The sequence below is a fragment of the Streptomyces sp. NPDC036822 genome (assembly GCF_055609145.1).
In genome coordinates, this window is record NZ_JBVJPY010000001.1 from 1 (window position 1) to 15,411 (window position 15,411).

At 70.7% G+C, this 15,411-nt stretch carries 16 protein-coding genes; 7 read left to right on the top strand and 9 right to left on the bottom strand.

Annotated elements, in window-relative coordinates; all coding sequences use genetic code 11:
* The coding region (locus tag ACZ68P_RS00005; protein ID WP_471000192.1) for a hypothetical protein at positions 1-217 on the top strand (217 nt) is incomplete at its 5' end.
* Between the two features lie 181 nt (positions 218-398).
* On the opposite strand, the gene ACZ68P_RS00010 is transcribed toward ACZ68P_RS00005, so the two are convergent.
* Positions 399-1,040, bottom strand: coding sequence for a DNA-3-methyladenine glycosylase (locus tag ACZ68P_RS00010; protein ID WP_471000195.1), 642 nt, complete (start codon positions 1,038-1,040; stop codon positions 399-401).
* A 94-nt stretch (positions 1,041-1,134) separates the two neighbouring features.
* On the opposite strand from ACZ68P_RS00010, the gene ACZ68P_RS00015 reads away from it, so the two are divergent.
* The 3 genes from ACZ68P_RS00015 to ACZ68P_RS00025 all read left to right on the top strand — a co-directional run bounded on the left by ACZ68P_RS00015 (position 1,135) and on the right by ACZ68P_RS00025 (position 3,164).
* The gene (locus tag ACZ68P_RS00015) at positions 1,135-1,917 is read left to right on the top strand and encodes a sporulation protein (RefSeq protein WP_471000198.1); all 783 of its coding nucleotides are present in this window, start codon (positions 1,135-1,137) and stop codon (positions 1,915-1,917) included.
* Between the two features lie 41 nt (positions 1,918-1,958).
* Positions 1,959-2,495, top strand: coding sequence for a YbhB/YbcL family Raf kinase inhibitor-like protein (locus tag ACZ68P_RS00020; protein ID WP_471000201.1), 537 nt, complete (start codon positions 1,959-1,961; stop codon positions 2,493-2,495).
* A gap of 162 nt (positions 2,496-2,657) precedes the next feature.
* Complete coding sequence (locus ACZ68P_RS00025; RefSeq protein ID WP_365719977.1) at positions 2,658-3,164, top strand: HNH endonuclease; 507 nt, start codon at positions 2,658-2,660, stop codon at positions 3,162-3,164.
* Between the two features lie 60 nt (positions 3,165-3,224).
* On the opposite strand, the gene ACZ68P_RS00030 is transcribed toward ACZ68P_RS00025, so the two are convergent.
* The 4 genes from ACZ68P_RS00030 to ACZ68P_RS00045 all read right to left on the bottom strand — a co-directional run bounded on the left by ACZ68P_RS00030 (position 3,225) and on the right by ACZ68P_RS00045 (position 6,471).
* Entirely contained in the window at positions 3,225-3,998 is a 774-nt protein-coding gene (locus ACZ68P_RS00030) for a sulfite exporter TauE/SafE family protein (RefSeq protein ID WP_471000204.1), read from the bottom strand.
* 89 nt (positions 3,999-4,087) lie between these two features.
* Positions 4,088-5,047 (bottom strand): SPFH domain-containing protein, encoded by a 960-nt coding sequence (locus tag ACZ68P_RS00035; protein ID WP_365719973.1) that lies wholly within the window; start codon positions 5,045-5,047, stop codon positions 4,088-4,090.
* 93 nt (positions 5,048-5,140) lie between these two features.
* A complete protein-coding gene (locus ACZ68P_RS00040; RefSeq protein ID WP_365719971.1) occupies positions 5,141-5,569 on the bottom strand; it encodes an NfeD family protein in 429 nt (142 codons plus the stop codon).
* A 104-nt stretch (positions 5,570-5,673) separates the two neighbouring features.
* Positions 5,674-6,471 (bottom strand): ABC transporter ATP-binding protein, encoded by a 798-nt coding sequence (locus tag ACZ68P_RS00045; RefSeq protein WP_471000209.1) that lies wholly within the window; start codon positions 6,469-6,471, stop codon positions 5,674-5,676.
* A gap of 234 nt (positions 6,472-6,705) precedes the next feature.
* Here ACZ68P_RS00045 and ACZ68P_RS00050 point away from each other — a divergent pair, with 234 nt between their 5' ends.
* A complete protein-coding gene (locus ACZ68P_RS00050; protein ID WP_471000212.1) occupies positions 6,706-7,491 on the top strand; it encodes a hypothetical protein in 786 nt (261 codons plus the stop codon).
* A gap of 86 nt (positions 7,492-7,577) precedes the next feature.
* Here the strand turns inward: ACZ68P_RS00050 and ACZ68P_RS00055 are convergent, their stop codons facing one another.
* The 3 genes from ACZ68P_RS00055 to ACZ68P_RS00065 all read right to left on the bottom strand — a co-directional run bounded on the left by ACZ68P_RS00055 (position 7,578) and on the right by ACZ68P_RS00065 (position 9,764).
* Positions 7,578-7,823, bottom strand: a complete 246-nt coding sequence (locus tag ACZ68P_RS00055; RefSeq protein ID WP_365719965.1) for a chaplin — start codon at positions 7,821-7,823, stop codon at positions 7,578-7,580.
* Positions 7,824-7,981: 158 nt separating this feature from the next.
* The gene (locus ACZ68P_RS00060) at positions 7,982-8,626 is read right to left on the bottom strand and encodes a response regulator transcription factor (protein ID WP_365719963.1); all 645 of its coding nucleotides are present in this window, start codon (positions 8,624-8,626) and stop codon (positions 7,982-7,984) included.
* Positions 8,619-9,764, bottom strand: coding sequence for a GAF domain-containing sensor histidine kinase (locus tag ACZ68P_RS00065; protein WP_471000217.1), 1,146 nt, complete (start codon positions 9,762-9,764; stop codon positions 8,619-8,621). The genes ACZ68P_RS00060 and ACZ68P_RS00065 overlap by 8 nt, the downstream gene beginning before the upstream one ends.
* 741 nt (positions 9,765-10,505) lie before the next feature.
* On the opposite strand from ACZ68P_RS00065, the gene ACZ68P_RS00070 reads away from it, so the two are divergent.
* Positions 10,506-11,237 (top strand): transglycosylase SLT domain-containing protein, encoded by a 732-nt coding sequence (locus ACZ68P_RS00070; protein WP_471000220.1) that lies wholly within the window; start codon positions 10,506-10,508, stop codon positions 11,235-11,237.
* Between the two features lie 72 nt (positions 11,238-11,309).
* Here the strand turns inward: ACZ68P_RS00070 and ACZ68P_RS00075 are convergent, their stop codons facing one another.
* Positions 11,310-13,862 carry an ABC transporter ATP-binding protein/permease gene (locus ACZ68P_RS00075; protein WP_471000223.1) on the bottom strand — a complete coding sequence of 851 codons (2,553 nt, stop codon included), beginning with the start codon at positions 13,860-13,862 and terminating at the stop codon, positions 11,310-11,312.
* 334 nt (positions 13,863-14,196) lie between these two features.
* Between ACZ68P_RS00075 and serB the strand changes: the two genes are divergently transcribed.
* Entirely contained in the window at positions 14,197-15,411 is a 1,215-nt protein-coding gene (gene serB, locus ACZ68P_RS00080; protein WP_471000226.1) for a phosphoserine phosphatase SerB, read from the top strand.

Below are 15,411 nucleotides of genomic sequence, written 5' to 3' on the forward strand. Positions count from 1 at the left end.
ATCAACTAATCTGGCGTTGATTTTTGGCACGCTGTTGAGTTCTCAAGGAACGGACGCTTCCTTCGTACTCACCCTCTCGGGCTTTCCTCCGGGCTTTTTCCCTTCGGTCTTTCGTGTTTCCAACCTTACCAGATCCGATTTCCGTTCCGTTTCCGGTTCGGATTTTGTTTCCGGTGGCCGATTGGGGCCTTGCCTTTCGGCGTGTTCACTACTTTAGCCGAATTCCGTGGTGACTCATAATCGAGTCATTCGGATCGGATTGCGGTACGCCGAAATCCGCCCCTGCTGGGGTTCGCTGTAGGTAGTTGGATGGCCGCTCCGAGGTGCTCGAACAAGCACTGCCCGGTTCCTGCGGCTCGGACTACATTAGGCGTGTCCAGCACCCGGGTCAAGTCGCGTCAAGAGGACCTCTTGCGGGGCACATGGGCACGGTAGGGGCTCACCGTCGGGTCCTCGTCGATCCAGAAGCGCCAGGGGTGCGGGGCTCCCTCGCCGCCCACTCCGGTGCGGGGGCCGCTCCTGACCAGGTCAGCGGCTGGAGGGGTCCCGGTGAGGACGGTCAGCGGGGAGTCCGGGCCGGCGCAGGCGTCCGTGCCGTTCAGGGAGAGGGCCACGTCGAGTGCGGTCGCCAGGCGGGCCGGGCCCTTGGCCAGTTCCTTGTCGTATCGGGCCGAGAGTCGACGCTTCCGGGCCTGCTCCGCGCCGACCAGGACCTCGCCCGCCCGCAGCAGGACCCCGCTCGCGCGGCCCTCCGGACCGCACACCAGGTTGAGGCAGTGCCACATGCCGTAGGTGAAGTAGACGTACGCGTGTCCGGGCGGGCCGAACATGACCGCGTTGCGGGCCGTGCGGCCGCGGAAGGCGTGCGAGCCGGGGTCGATCTCGCCGGCGTACGCCTCCACCTCCGTCAGACGGAGTTCGATGGGGCCGGCCTCCGTCGTTCTCACCAGGGTGCGGCCCAGAAGGTCGGGGGCGACCTCCAGAACGGGGCGGTCGTAGAAGTCCCGCGGGAGCGGCGTACGGTCGGGGCTCTCGCTCATGGCGTCCGAGCGTACTGGTGATCACCGGGAAGCGGTGGGGAACCGGCTACGGTCGTCGCGCGTATGTAGGGGTCAGGACCAAGAAGGAGTGGACATGGGTTTCAAGAAGCTGCTCGCGAGCCTGGGCGCCGGTGGTGCGTCCGTGGAGACCGTGCTCACCGAGGAGAACGTCGTACCGGGCGGGGTCGTCCAGGGTGAGGTGCGGATCCAGGGCGGCTCGGTCGACCAGCAGATCGAGGGGCTGTCCGTGGGGCTCCAGGCGCGGGTCGAGGTCGAGGGCGGCGACCAGGAGACGAAGCAGGACATCGAGTTCGTCAAGGTGCGGCTCGGCGGTGCCTTCGAGGTGAAGGCCGGCGCGGTCCACGTCGTCCCGTTCGGCTTCGAGATCCCGTGGGAGACCCCGGTCACGGCGATCGCCGGACAGCAGCTGCGGGGGATGAACATCGGTGTGACCACCGAGCTGGAGATCGCCCGCGCGGTGGACTCCGGTGACCTGGACCCGATCAACGTCCACCCGCTGCCGGCGCAGCAGGCGATCCTGGACGCCTTCCTCCAGCTCGGCTTCCGCTTCAAGAGCGCCGACATGGAGCGCGGTCACATCCGCGGGACCCGGCAGAAGCTGCCGTTCTACCAGGAGATCGAGTTCTTCCCGCCGCAGCAGTACCGCGGTCTCAACCAGGTCGAGGTCAGCTTCGTGGCGGACGACCGCGAGATGGACGTCGTCCTGGAGATGGACAAGAAGCCCGGCCTGTTCAGCGAGAGCAGCGACTCGTTCCGTTCCTTCAAGGTGGGCCTGGACGGTTTCCACACCACCGACTGGGCGGCTTACCTCAACCAGTGGCTCGCCGACGTCGGCGGTAAGCGGAACTGGCTCTAGGCTCGGCCGCGTACTGCATCAGGCGATACGGAGGTTCAGACGTGTCCGAGGGCAAGAGGGCGCCGCTCCCTCACGACTTCCATCCGCCGGTGCCGGCGTTCACCGTGGTGAGCGACGACATCGTGGCGGGCGGTGTGCTGAAGGCGGCTCAGGTGTACGCGGAGGGGAACACCTCGCCGCACCTGAGCTGGGAGGGGTTCCCGGCGGGGACGAAGTCCTTCGCCGTCACCTGCTTCGACCCGGACGCGCCGACGGGCAGCGGTTTCTGGCACTGGGTGGTGTTCGACATCCCGGCCACGGTCACCGAGCTGCCGGCGGGCGCGGGCTCGAGGTCGTTCGAGGGGCTGCCGGCGGGTGCCGTGCAGGTGCGCAACGACTACGGCTCGCGGGACTTCGGCGGCGCCGCTCCCCCGGCCGGTGAGAACCACCGCTACGTCTTCACCGTGTACGCGGTGGACTCGGAGAAGCTCGGTCCCGACGCGGACGCCTCTCCGGCCGCGGTGGGCTTCAACCTGCGGTTCCACACCCTGGGACGTGCGCAGTTGATCTCCGAGTACACGGCTCCCGCGGAGAGCTGAGCGTTCGTTTGTTGTTTGCCCGCTTCTGGTCTTGGAGAGATCAGAAGCGGGCACTTTTCGTTGTGCACGGATATTGCGTTGTCCAACCCGGCGCGCCCGGCCAGAGTTGATCCAAGCCCAGGCCCACGAGGGGGCCGGGCCGGCACACGGGAGGTGGGCACAGTGCGGGACACCCTGGTACTGAACGCGAGCTTCGAGCCGCTGTCGACGGTCACACTCAACCGTGCGGTGGTGCTCGTCCTTCAGGACAAGGCCGTCGTCGAGCAGGAGCATCCCGGTCTCCGCATGCGTGCCGCCGCCGTCGACATACCGGTTCCCCGGGTGATCAGACTCTGCCGCTACGTCCGGGTGCCGTTCCGAAGACAGGCTCCGTGGTCGAGGCGGGGTGTGCTGGTACGGGACCAGCACCGGTGCGCGTACTGCGGGAGGCGCGCGACGACCGTGGACCATGTGGTGCCGCGGGCGCAGGGGGGTGCGGACAGCTGGCTGAACACGGTGGCGTCCTGCGCCGAGGACAATCACCGCAAAGCGGACCGGACTCCGGAGCAGGCGGGGATGCCGCTGCTGCACGAGCCGTTCGTGCCGACGCCGGCCGACGCGATGCTGCTGGCGATGCGGGCCGGTGAGCGGTCGGAGCTTCCGGCGTGGCTCGGGACCACGGCCGCCTGATTCCTGACGGACGTACGCGTGTGGGCCCGCCCCTCTCCTCGGGGGCGGGCCCCGCGTCGTTCAGCGCAGGAGGAGCTGGACGATCGCGGCGGTGCCGACGACCACGATGAATCCGCGCAGGACGGGTGCCGGGAGGCGGCGGCCGACCTTGGCTCCGATCTGCCCGCCGATGGCCGAGCCGACGGCGATGAGGAGGACGGCGGTCCAGTCGAAGGTGGCGACGAAGAGGAAGAAGAGCGCGGCGATGCTGTTGACGATCGCGGCGAGGACGTTCTTGACGGCGTTGAGGCGCTGGAGGGTGTCCGCCAGGAGCATCCCCATGAGGGAGAGGTAGATGATTCCCTGGGCCGCGGTGAAGTAGCCGCCGTAGACGCTGGCGAGGAGCAGGCCGGTCAGCAGGAGGGGGCCGCCGTCGGGATCTCCGTGGGTGCCGGTGCGTGCGCGGCGGGCCTGGACGGCCTTGGAGAGGCGCGGCTGGAGGACGACGAGGACCAGGGCCAGGCCGACGAGGACGGGGACGATCGTCTCGAACGCCCGGGGCGGGAGCATCAGCAGCAGGACGGCGCCGGCGAGACCGCCGGTGGCGGCGACCGTGCCGAGGCGGAGGATCCGGCGGCGCTGGCCCTTGAGTTCCGCGCGGTAGCCGATGGCGCCGCTGATGGAGCCCGGGATGAGGCCGAGGGCGTTGGAGACGGTGGCCGTGACCGGGGGGAGGCCGGTGAGGAGGAGGACCGGGAACGTGATCAGCGTTCCCGATCCGACGATGGTGTTGATGGTGCCGGCGCCGACGCCGGCGGCGAAGACCGCCAGGATCTCCCAGATGGACAACGCCATCTCCTCACATGGTCGGTGTGTCGCCTCCCCGCCCGGACGTCGTCGGGGTCGAGGGGCTCACACCGATCATGCACGATTGCGTGTAGGTGTCAGTCAACCGGGGGTTCTTCGCGGCGCTCGACGCCCGAGCCGGTGCGGCTGCCGGGGACGGTGCCCGTGTTGAAGCCGGGGACCCCGCCGCCGAGGTTGCCGAAGGCTCCGGAGAGCCCCTTGAGGGCGTCGCCGATCTCGCTGGGGACGATCCAGAGCTTGTTGGCGTCGCCCTCGGCGATCTTCGGGAGCATCTGGAGGTACTGGTACGAGAGAAGCTTCTGGTCCGGGTCTCCGGCGTGGATGGCCTCGAAGACCGTGCGCACGGCCTGGGCCTCGCCCTCGGCGCGCAGGGCGGCGGCCTTGGCCTCACCCTCGGCGCGGAGGATCGCGGACTGCTTCTCGCCTTCGGCGGTGAGGATCTGGGACTGGCGGATGCCCTCGGCGGTGAGGATCGCGGCGCGCTTGTCGCGGTCGGCGCGCATCTGCTTCTCCATCGAGTCCTGGATGGAGGTCGGCGGCTCGATGGCCTTGAGCTCGACGCGGTTGACGCGGATGCCCCACTTGCCGGTGGCCTCGTCGAGGACGCCGCGCAGGGCGGCGTTGATCTCCTCGCGGGAGGTGAGGGTCCGCTCCAGGTCCATGCCGCCGATGATGTTGCGCAGGGTGGTGACGGTGAGCTGCTCGATCGCCTGGATGTAGCTGGCGACTTCGTAGGTGGCGGCCCGGGCGTCGGTGACCTGGTAGTAGATGACGGTGTCGATGTTGACGACCAGGTTGTCCTGGGTGATCACCGGCTGGGGCGGGAAGGGCACGACCTGCTCGCGCAGGTCGATGCGGTTGCGGATGGAGTCGATGAACGGGACGACGATGTTCAGGCCGGCGTTGAGCGTACGGGTGTAGCGGCCGAAGCGTTCCACGATCGCGGCGCTCGCCTGCGGGATGACCTGGATCGTCTTGATCAGGGCGATGAAGACAAGCACCACCAGAATGATCAGGACGATGATGACTGCTGACATCGTGTTCCCCGTGCCCTTCGCTGCCGGTTCACTGCCGGGTTGAGTTCGATGATCGAGTTTCCCAGACGGGGGGCCGTCGCGTGGGACGTTCGGTCACATGACCACGGCGGTCGCCCCGTCGATGTCGACGACGTCGACCTGCGCGCCCGGTTCGAAGCTCTGCCCGGAGTCGAGTGCGCGGGCGGACCAGATCTCGCCGGCGAGCTTGATGCGGCCGCCGCTGCCGTCCACCCGTTCGGTGACGACGGCCTGACGGCCTTTCAGGGCGTCGATGCCGCTGGCGTGCCGGGGCGGTCCGTTGCGGTGCCGGGCCGCGATGGGGCGGACCACGGCGAGGAGCGCCACCGAGACGACGACGAAGACGACCACTTGGGCGACGATGCCGAAGCCGAGACCGGCGGTCACGGCTCCGGCGATCGCGCCGACGGAGAACATGCCGAATTCGGGCATCGCGGTCAGGACCAGCGGAATGCCGAGTCCGACCGCGCCGATCAGCCACCAGACCCACGCGTCGATGTCCACGTGGTCATGGTAGGGCGGCGGGAACTCCGGGGACAGGGCGCGGCCCTGTGCGGGGGCGCGACGCCCGTGTTCCGGAGGACCAGCCGACTACCGCTGGGCGGTGGTCACTTGAGCGGGAGGCCCTGGGCGGTGTAGCGGTCGCCGACGTGTTCGACGACGAGCGGCAGGCCGAAGCAGAGCGAGAGGTTGCGGGAGGTGAGCTCGGTCTCCATGGGGCCCGCGGCGAGGACCTTGCCCTGGCGGATCATCAGCACGTGGGTGAAGCCCGGGGCGATCTCCTCGACATGGTGGGTGACCATGATCATGGAGGGGGCGTACGGGTCGCGGGCGAGGCGGCCGAGGCGGCGGACCAGGTCCTCGCGGCCGCCGAGGTCGAGTCCGGCGGCGGGCTCGTCGAGGAGGAGGAGCTCCGGGTCGGTCATCATCGCACGGGCGATGAGGGTGCGCTTGCGCTCGCCCTCGGAGAGGGTGCCGAACTTGCGGTCCAGGTACTCGGTCATGCCGAGCCGGTCGAGGAAGGCGCGGGCGCGGTCCTCGTCGACGGCGTCGTAGTCCTCGTGCCAGGTGGCGGTCATGCCGTACGCGGCGGTGAGGACGGTCTGCAGGACCGTCTGGCGCTTGGGGAGCTTCTCCGCCATGGCGATGCCGGCCATGCCGATGCGGGGGCGGAGGTCGAAGACGTCGGTGCCCACGCCGCCGAGCTGCTCGCCGAGGACCCGTGCGGTGCCGGTGCTCGGGAAGAGGTAGCTGGAGGCGAGGTTGAGGAGGGTGGTCTTGCCGGCGCCGTTGGGGCCGAGGATGACCCAGCGCTCGCCCTCCTTGACCGACCACGAGACATCGTCCACCAGAGCCCGTCCGTCGCGGACCACGGATACGTCCACCAGCTCCAGTACATCGCTCATGAGCGCGTTGTCTCCCCTTGCGGTCGAGTCGGGTCGTCGCCTTGCGCCGGTGGGCGCGGCGTCCAGGGAAAACCTACGCCACTCGCCGGGCGTGCCGGTCCTCAGGTGGGCCCTGGGGCCGCTCCGGCCCCGCCGGGGGCGGCGGGAGGGGGCGGGAGGGGCCGGGTGCGGGGGGGCGTGGACCGGTCGGGGCTTCGCCGGTTGCGGCCTAGGGAGACGACCTAGGCTGTGGGCATGCTTTCGGAACCACGCTCAGGACGCCTGGCCGCTTGGGGGAACGCCCTGTTGGCCGGATCGGTATCGCCGGACGAGGCGGTGCAGGCGATCGTCGGGGACGACGCGGTGCACCGCGTGGAGGGGCTGCCGGGCGAGGCGGGGCGGGTCGGGCTGACCCTGGCGCTCGGCCGGCTGCGGCGGCTGGGGGTGACCGGGTGGCGGGTGGCGCTGCCGGCGCCGGGGCATCCGCTGGGGCTGAGCGGGCCGCCGGACTTCAACGCGCGGGCGCTGGAGTCGGAGGAGGCGGTGGTGGGTTTCGGCGCGCCGTACGGTCTGGTGCCGGAGGTCACGGAGGCGGGTCCCGAGGGGGACGTGCACGTGGAGGTGGTCTGGCACTGTCTGCCGGTGCGGGAGGCTCCGCCCGCGGACGTGCCGTCGCTGGGCGAGGCCGAGCGGGAGCTGGCGGAGGCGCTGCGGGAGGCGACGGTGGTCCTGACGCGACTGGACGTGGCGGGCTCGGGTCCGGTGGCGGACGCGGCGCGGGACGCCTACCGGGCGCGGGCGGAGGCGGGTCGCGAGGTCCTGGCGCCGGGGTATCCGCCGCGTGCGGTACGGGTCCTGGAGCTGGCCCAGCGGGTGGGCCTGCTGATCGACCTGGCGTACGACCACGGGCACGGGGGCGCGGTCAGCGCGTCCGAGATGGCGGCGCGGGGCGAGGCGCTGAGGCCGGTGGAGCGGGTGGCCCGGCGGGCGCAGGTGGCGGCCTACAACGCGTACGTGGAGGAGCGGGAGCGGGAGCGCTGACCTCCGGTCGCTCGGCGGCCCTTCCGGTACAGGGGGAAGCCCGGCCTCCGGGGTTCCTCCGGGGGCCGGGCCTGTCAGGGGTGGCGTCAGCCGTTGAGGGCGCCGTTGCCGAAGGCCGGGTTCAGCAGGCCGATGACGTTGACCGTGTTGCCCGAGACGTTCACGGGGACGTGCACGGGGGCCTGCACCAGGTTGCCGGAGGCGACGCCCGGGGAGTTGAGGGCCTGCCCGTGGGCGTGCGCACCGCCGTGGGCGGAGGCGACGCCCGCACCCGCGGCGACGATGCCACCGGCGACCATGGTGAGGGCAGCGGCCTTCTTGAGGTTGTTCACTTCAGGATCCTCCTGGTATTCGCCGCGGCCGGCCGCCGCAGCACGCCATGGAGAACGCCGGCACCCCCCTGAGGTTGCGCCGAATGGGGGACATACACCCGACAGTATGAAGAGGGGAACGGAGGTGCCTCCTCCGTCTCACTCGTCACTTCCGTCATTTACGTGGTCATGCCGTGTCGCACCGCCCACAGCGCCGCCTGGGTGCGGTCCGCCAGGTCGAGCTTCATGAGGATGTTCGAGACGTGCGTCTTGACGGTCTTCTCCGACAGGACGAGCGCCCGGGCGATCTCCCGGTTCGACCGCCCGTCCGCGATCAGGCCGAGCACCTCGCGCTCCCGCTCGGTGAGGGTGGAGCCCCGGCCCGTGCCGCCGTGGCCGTCCTCCTGGGCGAGGAGCGCCCCGGCGACCTCCGGCTGGAGCAGCACGTGCCCGGCGTGCACGGAGCGGATGGCGCCGGCCAGGGCGTCGGGGTCCACGTCCTTGTAGACGTATCCCGAGGCGCCCGCCCGGAGGGCCGGGACGACCGTGCGCTGCTCGGTGAAGCTGGTGACGATCAGCACCTTCGCGGGATTGGCCAGCTCGCGCAGCTTCCGCAGCGCCTCGATGCCGTCCATGCCGGGCATCTTGACGTCCATGAGGACGACGTCGGGGCGCAGCTCCTCGGCGCGGGCGACGCCTTCCGCGCCGTCCGAGGCCTCCCCCACGACCTCTATGTCGTCCTGGACCTCCAGGAACGTCCGCAGGCCACGGCGGACCACCTGGTGGTCGTCGACCAGCAGGACGCGGATGAGGGTGTCAGCCACCAGGGACCTCCATCTCGATCGTGGTGCCCCGGCCGGGCTCCGATGTCACGGTGAGCCGTCCGCCGACGCCGCCGGCGCGGTGGCGCATGGAGACCAGGCCGAGGTGGCGGCCGGCCCTGCGGACCGTACGGGGGTCGAAGCCGGTGCCGTCGTCGGTGACGGTGAGAAGCGCTCCCTGGCCGTGGCGGGTCAGGGAGACGGTGACCAGCTCGGCCTTCGCGTGCCGCAGGGCGTTGTGCAGGGCCTCCTGGGCGACCCGGAGCATCGCCTCCTCCTGGGCGGCCGGCAGGGCGCGCACGCCGGCGCTGTCGAAGGTGACGGTGGCGCTGTGGGCGCGGTCCAGGACCTGGATGTGGGTGCGCAGGGTGTGGACGAGGCCGTCCTCGTCGAGTGCGGCGGGGCGGAGTTCGACGACGGCGGCGCGCAGCTCGTCGGCGGCCTCGGCGGCCAGCGAGGCGACCTGCTGGAGTTCGCCCTTGGCGCGGGCCGGGTCGCGGTCGACGAGGGCGGCGGCGGCCTGGGCGGTGAGGCGGAGCGAGAAGAGCTTCTGGCTGACGGCGTCGTGCAGCTCGTGGGCGAGGCGCGAGCGCTCCTCGGCGATGGTGAGCTCGCGGCTGCGCTCGTACAGCCGGGCGTTGGTCAGGGCGATGGCCGCGTGCTGGGCGAGGATCGACAGCAGCTCCTCGTCCTCGGCGGTGAAGCCGCAGCCGCCGTTCGGCCGGGGGCAGCGCTTGTTGGCGAGGAAGAGCGCACCGATGGTCTCGTCGCCGTCCTGGATGGGCAGGCCGAGGAAGTCGGACATCTCGGGGTGCGCGGCCGGCCAGCCCTCGAAGCGGGGGTCCTCGCGGACGTCGGCGAGCCGCTCGGGCTCGGCCTTGTGCAGCATGGCCGCGAGGATGCCGTGCTGGCGGGGCAGCGGGCCGATGGCGCGCCACTGCTCCTCGCTCACACCGTCGACGACGAACTGGGCGAAGCCACCGTGGTCGTCGGGGACGCCCAGGGCCGCGTACTCGGCGTCGAGCAGCTCGCGCGCGGAGGCGACGATCGTCTTGAGGACGTCGCGGACCTCCAGGTGGCGGCTCATCGCCAGCAGAGCGGTGCTCACGGCGGCCAGGCCGGAGCCGGGTCGGTGACTCATGGACTCACCGTACCGGTGGGGTGTGACGGTGCGTATCGGCCCGGGGACGGCCGTCACCTAGGTCCCGGGGACTAGGTCGTCGTGCCCACCGGCCGCCGGTGCGTCGGGCCGGGGGCACCGGGCCGGGCGCGGGGCCGGGCGCGGGGCCGGGCGCGGGGCCGGTGGGCCGCGACACAGGGGTGGGAGCGGTGGGGCCCGGGGAAGGGGTGGGGGCGGTGCGTCCCGGGGAAGGAGTGGGGCCGGTGGGTCCCGGCGAGGGGCATGAGGCCGCGGGCCCCGGCGAGGGGGCATGGGACCGGGCGGCCCCGCGGAGGGGCATGGGACCGGGCGGCCCGGCGCGGGCATGGGGCCGCGGGAGCCGGGCAGGAGGCGCGGGCGGGGGCTGACGAGCGTGGTGCGCGGCGCCGGGCGCCACAGGGGCGGGGCCCACTTACTGTGCGCATTGCTGACGCAACCTGCGGTGAGTTCGCCGCGCGGCCGATGTGAGCCCCCGCATAGGACGCACGTCACTTACGAATCACTTTAGTGGTGGCGTAAACACCAGATGAGGGCGGTATGCCCCCGGCCGGGGGAGGTGTCCGTGCGCGGTGCACGGGCCCCTGATCCACTACCCGGGATCGTACGTCACACCTTTGCCACAGCATTTTGCGGCCGCTAAGAATTGCAGCCGTCGCCGCCGAACAGGGCGCAGCGCCGCCCGGCCTGAGCGACACCCCCTGCGATTCGAAGAGGTACTACTGCATGTCTGCGAACAGCCACAGTCGCCTGAAGAAGACCCACAAGGTTTCCATCGCCGGCGTCGCCGCTCTCAGCGCCGCGGCCATCGGCTTCTCCCTGGTCCCCGGCAACGCCTCCGCCGAGACGGAGCCGCAGGCCCTGACCAACACGCAGCAGGTCGCCTGGTCGTACGACGCGAACAGCCCGCAGGCCAAGGCGCTCCACGCCAGCCTGACCGAGCAGCAGAGCGCGATCGGCCTGAAGGCCAAGCAGGAAGCCGAAGCCAAGATCAAGGCCGCCGCACAGGCCAAGGCGGACGCTCAGGCGAAGGCCGCCGCCAAGGCGAAGGCCGAGGCCAAGGCCAAGGCGGACGCGAAGAAGCGCGCCGAGGCGAAGGCGGCCGCGAGCCGTGCCGCCGCCCGCACCCCCGTCTTCGCGAACAACCTCGACGGCTGGATCCGCGAGGCGCTGTTCATCATGGACAAGCACAACATCCCCGGCAGCTACGAGGGCATCCACCGCAACATCATGCGGGAGTCCAGCGGTAACCCGCGGGCGATCAACAACTGGGACATCAACGCCATCAACGGTGTCCCGTCGAAGGGCCTGCTCCAGGTCATCTACCCGACCTTCAAGACGTACCACGTGCCCGGCACCAAGTTCGACCAGTACGACCCGGTCGCGAACATCGTCGCCGCGTGCAACTACGCCGCCGACCGCTACGGCTCGATGGACAACGTGAACAGCGCCTACTGACCGTAGGCAGCGCAGACGCCGAAAGGGCGGCACCCGTGCTGGGGTGCCGCCCTTCGGCGCGTCCGGCCGCTGTTACTTGCGCATGACCTCGGGCTCGTGGCGGCGGAGCAGACGCGCCACCGCGAAGCCGCAGGCGATGCCGATGAGCAGCAGGACCGTGAGGTTGAAGCCCCACTGGCCGACCGTGTGGTCCCACAGCGGGTCCAGGTTGGTCGGGTCCTTGTGGTCCCACGGCGGCATCAGGTGGGCGAGGTCGAGGGTCGAGCCCGCCGCGGCGATGGCCCAGCGCGAGGGCATCAGCCAGGCGAACTGCTCCAGGCCCGGCGATCCGTACACCTGGAAGAGGATGCCGGTGAACACGACCTGGACGATCGCGAACATGACGAGCAGCGGCATCGTCTTCTCGGCGGTCTTCACCAGCGAGGAGATGACCAGGCCGAACATCATCGAGGTGAAGCCGAGGGCGATGATCGTGACGCACAGCTCGACGGCCGGCGGCAGGACCAGGCCCTCCGCGGGCAGGTCGCGGGTGGCGAAGCCGATACCGCAGATGATCACGCCCTGGATGGCGGTGATCACGCCCAGGACGATGACCTTGGACATCAGGTACGCCGAGCGGGACAGACCGGTGGCCCGCTCCCGCTCGTAGATGACCCGTTCCTTGATCAGTTCACGTACGGAGTTGGCGGCGCCCGAGAAGCACATGCCGACCGCGAGGATGAGCATGATCGTGCCGGCGTCGCCGTTGAAGCGGGACGGCGGCGTGGGCGGCGCGAGGCCGAAGTCGGCAGGGATGACGACCGAGACCAGGCCGAGGACGGCCGGCAGGATCACCATCAGGCCCATGAAGCCCTTGTCGGACGCGATCACCGAGGAGTAGCGGCGGATCAGGGTCCACAGCTGGGAGCCCCAGCCCTGCGGCTTGGGCGGCCTGGCCATCGCCTGCTGCGGCATCTGGACGGGCTGCGCGGCGACGGCGTCGATGTCCGCGGCGTACATCTGGTAGTGCTGCGAGCCCTTCCAGCGGCCCGCCCAGTCGTAGTCGCGGTAGTTCTCGAAGGCGGAGAAGACGTCGGCCCAGGTGCTGTAGCCGAAGAAGTTCAGCGCCTCCTCCGGCGGACCGAAGTAGGCCACCGAGCCGCCCGGCGCCATGACCAGGAGCTTGTCGCACAGGCCCAGCTCGGCCACCGAGTGGGTGACGACGAGGACCGTGCGGCCGTCGTCGGCGAGGCCGCGCAGCAGCTGCATGACGTCGCGGTCCATGCCCGGGTCGAGGCCGGAGGTCGGCTCGTCGAGGAAGATCAGCGAGGGCTTGGTCAGGAGCTCCAGGGCGACGGAGACGCGCTTGCGCTGGCCACCGGAGAGGGAGGTGACCTTCTTCTCCTTGTGGATGTCGAGCTTGAGCTCGCGCAGCACCTCGTCGATGCGGGCCTCGCGCTCGGCCTCGGCGGTGTCGCCGGGGAAGCGGAGCTTGGCGGCGTAGCGGAGCGCCTTCTGGACGGTCAGCTCCTTGTGCAGGATGTCGTCCTGCGGGACCAGACCGATGCGCTGGCGCAGCTCGGCGAACTGCTTGTAGAGGCTCCGGTTGTCGTAGAGGACGTCGCCCTCGTTGGCCGGGCGGTAGCCGGTCAGCGCCTTGAGGAGGGTCGACTTGCCGGAGCCGGAGGGGCCGATGACACCGATCAGCGACTTCTCGGGAACGCCGAAGGAGACGTCCTTGAGGATCTGCTTGCCGCCGTCGACCGTCACGGTGAGGTGGCGGGCCGAGAAGGAGACCTCGCCGGTGTCGACGAACTCCTCGAGCTGTCCGCCGACCATCCGGAAGGTCGAGTGACCGACACCGACGATGTCGTTGGGGCCGATGAGGACGGAGCCGCCCTTGGCGATCGGCTGACCGTTGACGTAGGTGCCGTTGTGGGAGCCGAGGTCACGGATCTCGAAACGGCCGTCGGGGGTGGCGTGGAACTCGGCGTGGTGGCGCGAGACCTGGAGGTCGGAGACGACCAGTTCGTTCTCGAGGGCACGACCGATGCGCATGACGTGGCCGAGGGCCAGCTGGTGGAACGTGGTGGGGCTGCGGTCGCCGTAGACCGGCGGCGCCCCCGCGTGGCCGCCTCCCTGGCCGGGCACCTTCTGCGCCAACTGCTCGGCGGGGCCCGCCTGCTGCGGGAACTGCTGCTGCGGCGCCTGCTGGTGCGGCTGGGCCGGCGGCTGCTGCCAGCCCTGCTGCTGCGGCGGCGGCGCCTGATGAGTCGCCCAGTCGGCCTGCGCCGCGCCCTGGTGGGCGGGGGCGGCCTGCGCCGGTGCCTGCTGGACCGCGGCTCCCGCGGCGAGATTCAGCCGGGGGCCGTCGGTCGCGTTGCCGAGGTGCACCGCGGAACCGGGCCCGATCTCCACCTGGTGGACCCGCTGGCCCTGCACGAAGGTGCCGTTGGTCGAGCCGTGGTCCTCGAGGACCCAACTCCGCCCGCTCCAGCTGATGGTGGCGTGCCGCCACGAGACCCTGGCGTCGTCGATCACCAGGTCGCCCTGCGGATCACGTCCGAGGGTGTACGACCTGGACGGATCGAGAGTCCAGGTCCTTCCGTTCAATTCCAGTACGAGTTCTGGCACTCCATGCCCCACTACTTGTCCCCCGATGTACCCCCGTCGCTGGGAGTCCAGGGATGGCGAACATCCGGGGGGAACTATTTCAGGCCGGGTCCCGTATCCGAAAGTCGGGCGGTGTGAAGACCCCGCAGAGGCACGGACGGCGTCTTCGCGAATAGGGCAAGACGGCACGAACCGGAGGCGCGGTGATGGGGACCGGCGGACTCCGGTGCGGAGGCGGCGGCGGGGGCGTCCGCGGGGCGGGGTGGACCGGGCGGCGTTACCGTGACAGGGGTGGGGACCAGTCGGGTGTCCGGTACGCGGGACGGGGAGGCTGGTGGCACCCCGTGCCCGATACGGTGGAAGCACCATGAGCGCATCGCAGACCTCAGACGTTCCCACCCTTCTCGTCAAGATCTTCGGGAAGGACCGTCCCGGGATCACCGCCGGGCTCTTCGACACCCTCGCCGCCTACTCCGTCGACGTCGTGGACATCGAGCAGGTCGTGTCCCGCGGCCGCCTCGTGCTGTGCGCGCTCGTGACCGAGCCGACCGTCGCCTCCCAGGGCGAGCTCCGGGCCACCGTCCACAGCTGGGCCGAGTCGCTGAAGCTCCAGGCCGAGATCATCTCCGGCACCGGCGACAACCGTCCGCGCGGCAGCGGCCGGTCCCACGTCACCGTGCTCGGCCACCCGCTGACCGCCGAGGCGACCGCCGCCATAGCGGCCAGGATCACCGGGACCGGCGGCAACATCGACCGCATCTTCCGCCTCGCGAAGTATCCGGTGACGGCGGTGGAGTTCGCCGTCTCCGGCTGTGAGACCGAGCCCCTGCGGACCGCCCTCGCGCCCGCGTCGCACCACATCGGCGTGGACGTCGCCGTCGTCTCGGCGGGACTGCACCGGCGTGCCCAGCGTCTGGTGGTGATGGACGTCGACTCCACGCTCATCCAGGACGAGGTCATCGAGCTGTTCGCGGCGCACGCGGGCTGCGAGGACAAGGTCGCCGAGGTCACCGAGGCGGCGATGCGCGGCGAGCTGGACTTCGAGCAGTCCCTCCACGCGCGCGTGGCGCTGCTGGAGGGGCTGGACGCGTCCGTGGTGGACAAGGTCCGTGCCGAGGTGCGGCTCACCCCCGGCGCCCGCACCCTCATCCGTACCCTCAAGCGGCTCGGCTACCAGGTCGGTGTCGTCTCCGGCGGGTTCACCCAGGTCACGGACGACCTCAAGGAGCGGCTGGGGCTGGACTTCGCCTCGGCCAACACGCTGGAGATCGTGGACGGCCGGCTGACCGGCCGGGTCACGGGCGAGATCGTGGACCGGGCGGGCAAGGCCCGGCTTCTGCGGCGGTTCGCCACCGAGGCGGGCGTGCCGCTGGCCCAGACCGTGGCGATCGGCGACGGGGCCAACGACCTGGACATGCTGAACGCGGCCGGGCTCGGCGTGGCCTTCAACGCCAAGCCGGTCGTGCGCGAGGCCGCGCACACGGCGGTGAACGTGCCCTTCCTGGACACCGTGCTCTACCTCCTCGGCATCAGCCGCGAGGAGGTCGAGGCGGCGGACGGCGGCAAGGAGCCGCTCCACTGA

What these genes read in the sequence shown, in the direction of transcription:
- ACZ68P_RS00015 (WP_471000198.1), top strand. Translation starts at nt 1,135, where the DNA reads ATGGGTTTCAAGAAGCTGCTCGCGAGCCTGGGCGCCGGTGGTGCGTCC.
- ACZ68P_RS00010 (WP_471000195.1), bottom strand. Translation starts at nt 1,040, where the DNA reads ATGAGCGAGAGCCCCGACCGTACGCCGCTCCCGCGGGACTTCTACGAC.
- ACZ68P_RS00035 (WP_365719973.1), bottom strand. Translation starts at nt 5,047, where the DNA reads ATGTCAGCAGTCATCATCGTCCTGATCATTCTGGTGGTGCTTGTCTTC.
- ACZ68P_RS00050 (WP_471000212.1), top strand. Translation starts at nt 6,706, where the DNA reads ATGCTTTCGGAACCACGCTCAGGACGCCTGGCCGCTTGGGGGAACGCC.
- ACZ68P_RS00065 (WP_471000217.1), bottom strand. Translation starts at nt 9,764, where the DNA reads ATGAGTCACCGACCCGGCTCCGGCCTGGCCGCCGTGAGCACCGCTCTG.
- serB (WP_471000226.1), top strand. Translation starts at nt 14,197, where the DNA reads ATGAGCGCATCGCAGACCTCAGACGTTCCCACCCTTCTCGTCAAGATC.
- ACZ68P_RS00030 (WP_471000204.1), bottom strand. Translation starts at nt 3,998, where the DNA reads ATGGCGTTGTCCATCTGGGAGATCCTGGCGGTCTTCGCCGCCGGCGTC.
- ACZ68P_RS00070 (WP_471000220.1), top strand. Translation starts at nt 10,506, where the DNA reads ATGTCTGCGAACAGCCACAGTCGCCTGAAGAAGACCCACAAGGTTTCC.
- ACZ68P_RS00045 (WP_471000209.1), bottom strand. Translation starts at nt 6,471, where the DNA reads ATGAGCGATGTACTGGAGCTGGTGGACGTATCCGTGGTCCGCGACGGA.